A 3974-nucleotide genomic window follows, 5' to 3' on the forward strand; every position below is an offset into this window, starting at 1 on the left:
CTCTCTACACTTGGGCGTCTCGCGGGGACGACGGCTACCGGCGCGCTGGGGTCGACCGTTTGGCGATGGCGATGCCGACGAGCCAGCGGCCGAAGCGGCGTTGCTTCGTCGGCTCGACCCGCRCGAACCTCARGGATGGGAAGAGTCTTCGGTGCCCACCCTCGAGGCGAGTTCCGCACAAGTGGAGCGGCCGCAGGCCAATGAGAACATGGTCCGCGCAGCGGACTTTCCGGTACGAAACGCGGAGGACGTGTCTGAGCAGCGAGGGTGGGCACCGAAGGCTCTGCGCCGCGACGTCCACGTAATTCCGTGATGAACCAAAAAAAGGGCCCGGCATATGCCGGGCCCTTCGTTAAGCGAACGCGACGCTGTTACTTCTTGCGCGCGCGCTTTGCGACGGCAGCCTTCTTCACGGCGGCGGGCGCTTTCTTCACCGGTGCGGCCTTGCGTGCCGCAGCGACTTTCTTCGCCGGGGCTTTCTTTGCCGGAGCCTTTTTCGCAGAAGCCTTCTTCACCGCGACCTTGCGAGCCGGCGCGGCCTTCTTCGTGGCAGCGACGCGGACGGTCTTCTTGGCCACCGCGCGTTTGGCCGTCTTGCGGGCCGCTGGCTTCTTCTCGGCGGCTGACGAAGCGTCCGTCTTGGGCTTGGCCGTACGACGGGCATTGAGCTCCGCGGCGGAGTTCAGCGGCCGCCACGAGCGACCACCCAGTGCCAGCAGCGTGTCGGCCGAGGCCGGGCCCGCGCTGCCCGAGGCGTAGTTCGGGAAGTCGGCCGGCGTGCGCTGCGCCCAGTCGTCGAGGATCGGCTGCACGGCGCGCCAGCAGGCCTCGACCATGTCGGCGCGCTGGAACAGCGTGGCGTCACCGGTCATGCAATCGTAAAGCAGCGTTTCGTAGCCCACGTTCGGCTCGGCGCGGAACCAGTCGGCGTACTTGAAATCCATGCGAACCGGGGCGAGTTCGACCCGCGGGCCAGGACGCTTCACGTCGAACTGCAACGAGATGCCTTCGTCCGGCTGGATCTGCAGGACCAGCCAGTCCGGACCGAACGCGTCCATGCCGGTGCCACGGAACGGGGCGAACGGCGCCGACTTGAAGCGGATCGCGATTTCAGTCGTACGGCGACCCATGTGCTTACCGGTGCGCAGGTAGAACGGCACGCCCGACCAACGCCAGGTGTCGATCGACAGCTTCAACGCCACGAAGGTCTCGGTCACCGAATCCGGCGCGACGTTCGGCTCGTCGCGATACGACGTGGCCAGCTCATTGTTCACCGCGCCCGGACCGTACTGGCCGCGTACGGCATCTTCGGGCTGGATGGGGCGGATCGCCTCGATCGTCTCGGCTTTGCGCGTGCGCACGGCTTCGGCGTCGAACGAGGTCGGCGGCTCCATGGCGACCATAGCCAGCAGCTGGAAGAGATGGTTCGGCACCATGTCGCGCAGTGCGCCGGTCTGCTCGTAGAACGAGCCGCGACGTTCGACGCCGACGGTCTCGGCCACGGTGATCTGCACGTGGTCGATACGGTCTCGGTTCCAGATCGGCTCGAACAGGCCGTTCGCGAAACGGAAGGCCATGATGTTCTGCACCGTTTCCTTGCCGAGGAAGTGGTCGATGCGATAGATCTGGTCTTCGCGCAGCACTTTGAGGATGCGCTCGTTCAACGCGTGGGCCGAGGCAAGGTCGTGGCCGAACGGCTTCTCGATGATCACGCGCCGCCAGAACTGACCCTCGGCGCCACCGTCGTCGACGAGGCCGGCGTTCTTCAGTTGCTCGATCACGTCGCCGAAGAAACGCTCCGGGGTCGCCAGGTAAAAGAGCACGTTGCCCTTGGTGCCGCGGCGGCGCTCGGCATCCTTGAGCTTGGTGGCCAGGCTCTGGAATGCGCTGAGATCGTCGAAGTCGCCGGCGTGATAGCTCATCTGGCTGCTCAGCCAGCCCCATGCGTCCTCGTCGAGCTTGGCGCCGGCGTTGCTGACGTAACGCTCGAGCGCGGTATGCAGGCTCTTCTTCCAGGCGTTGTCGGCCATCTTGCCGTGATTGAAACCAATCACGGAGAAGTTGTCGGACAACAGGCCGGTACGACGCATGTTGTACAGGGCGGGGACCACGAGGCGGCTGGTGAGGTCACCGGCAGCGCCGAAAATCACGACGGTACACGGGTCGGCCGGGTGAGCGCGCGCGGTAACGCGCTTCGATTGGGCTTGGCTCATGCACGGACTCCTTGGGGATCGGTGGTATTGGGGGAAGCGTGGCTGTCGGCAGTCGCGCTGAAACCGTGCGCGAGACTGAAAGCGGCATTAACCAACGCTACGTGGGAAAAGGCTTGTGGGAAATTGCCCAGTAGTCGTTTCGACCGTGGATCGTACTCCTCTGCGAGCAATCCGAGGTCGTTCGCGAGTCCCACGAGACGGGTGAAAAGCGTCCTCGCCTCATCCATCCGACCGAGCAGGACATAGTTTTCCACCAGCCAGAAGCTGCACGGCAGGAACTCGCCTTCGCCCGGCGGCAAGCCGTCCACGCCACTGCGCGTGTCGTATCGGCGGACAAAGCCTTCGACAAGCAGATCTTCTTCGATAGCCCGCACGGTGGCCACGATGCGCGGATCGTCCGGCGGCAGGAAGTCGGTGAGGGTCACCAGGAGCAGGCTGGCGTCGAGTTCGGTCGAGCCGTAGGACTGAGTGAAGCAGCCGCGCACGGGATCCACGCCCTTGGCGAGAATGTCGGCCTTGATCTCCTCGGCCACCCCACGCCAGCGACGAACGAAACCCGGATCACGACCGTCGCGGTTCTGTTCCGCCGCGCGCTGGAAGGCCAACCAGGCCATCACCTTGGAATGGACGAAGTGGCGGGGCTCACCGCGGATCTCCCAGATGCCCTCGTCAGGATGTCGCCAGATGCTCTCCAGGTGTTCGAGGAAGACCGACTGCACGTCGTCCGCATCGGGCTGCAAGGCCACGCCATGGCGCACCGCGTGGGCGAAGGCGCCGACGAGTTCACCAAAAATGTCGAGCTGGAACTGGGCCGAGGCCGCATTGCCGACACGAACGGGCTTGGCGCCTTCGTAACCGGAGAGCCACGGCAGTTCGTATTCCTCGAGACGACGCTCCCCTGCCAGGCCGTAAAGAACCTGCAACTGGCCAGGCGATCCGGCGACGGCACGACGCACCCATTCGCGCCAGGCGCTGGCTTCGTCGTGATAGCCCGCGTTGACCAGGGCCGACAGCACGAACGTGGCATCGCGGGCCCAGCAGAAGCGGTAATCCCAATTCCTCTCGCCGCCGAGCTGTTCGGGCAATGAGGTGGTGGGAGCAGCCACGATGCCGCCGGTGGGCAGGTAGCTGAGACCCTTGAGGACAATGAGCGAGCGACGCACGATATCGCTCCACTCGCCGGAATCGTTGCAGCGGCCGGACCAGTCTTCCCAGAAGGCGAGCGAGTCCTTCAACTCGTTGTGCGCGTCGAGTGCCACCGGCGGCGGCAAGTGCGACGGTCCCCAGGCCATGACGAACGGTATCGAATCGCCTGCGCTTACGGCGAAGCGCGCCACGCTGTTCATCCCCTCGCCCTCCACGGCGATCGGGCTGCGAACCACCAGCAGATCAGGCCCTGCGACCGCCGTGATCGTCTGCTCGTCGATCCGGGTCACCCATGGCATGGCGCTGCCGTAATCGAAGCGGATGGTGAGGACGCTTTCGAAGTCCACGCGTCCTTCGATCCCCTCCACGATCCGGGTGACGCCCACCTGTTCTCCGGCAAAGGGCATGAACTCGATCACGCGGGCGCGGCCGGTGGCGCATCGCCATTCCGTTTCAAGCACGAGGCTGCCGTCGATGTATTGCCGCTGGCACGTCGCGTCCGGATCGGCGGGCGCAAGGCGCCACCGCCCGTTGCTTTCATCGCCCACGAGCGCGGCGAAACAGGCGGCCGAATCAAAGCGCGGTACACACAGCCAATCAATGGAACCGTTACGT

The 3974-nt window shown here is 65.1% G+C and carries 2 protein-coding genes; both read right to left on the reverse strand.

Annotation, left to right across the window (positions count from 1 at the left end):
- Positions 1-371: 371 nt before the first annotated feature.
- Positions 372-2213, reverse strand: coding sequence for a glucose-6-phosphate dehydrogenase (gene zwf / locus AC1DT2_RS17170; RefSeq protein ID WP_477297672.1), 1842 nt, complete (start codon positions 2211-2213; stop codon positions 372-374).
- Positions 2210-3974, reverse strand: a 1765-nt coding sequence (locus tag AC1DT2_RS17175) for a glycoside hydrolase family 15 protein (protein WP_477297674.1), incomplete at its 5' end; no start/stop codon positions are given. The genes AC1DT2_RS17175 and zwf, both read right to left, overlap by 4 nt.

Source organism: Luteibacter sp. P4_E6 (assembly GCF_056401535.1).

Excerpts from the sequence above, each read along its gene's own strand:
- zwf (WP_477297672.1), bottom strand. The coding sequence starts at position 2,213 with ATGAGCCAAGCCCAATCGAAGCGCGTTACCGCGCGCGCTCACCCGGCC.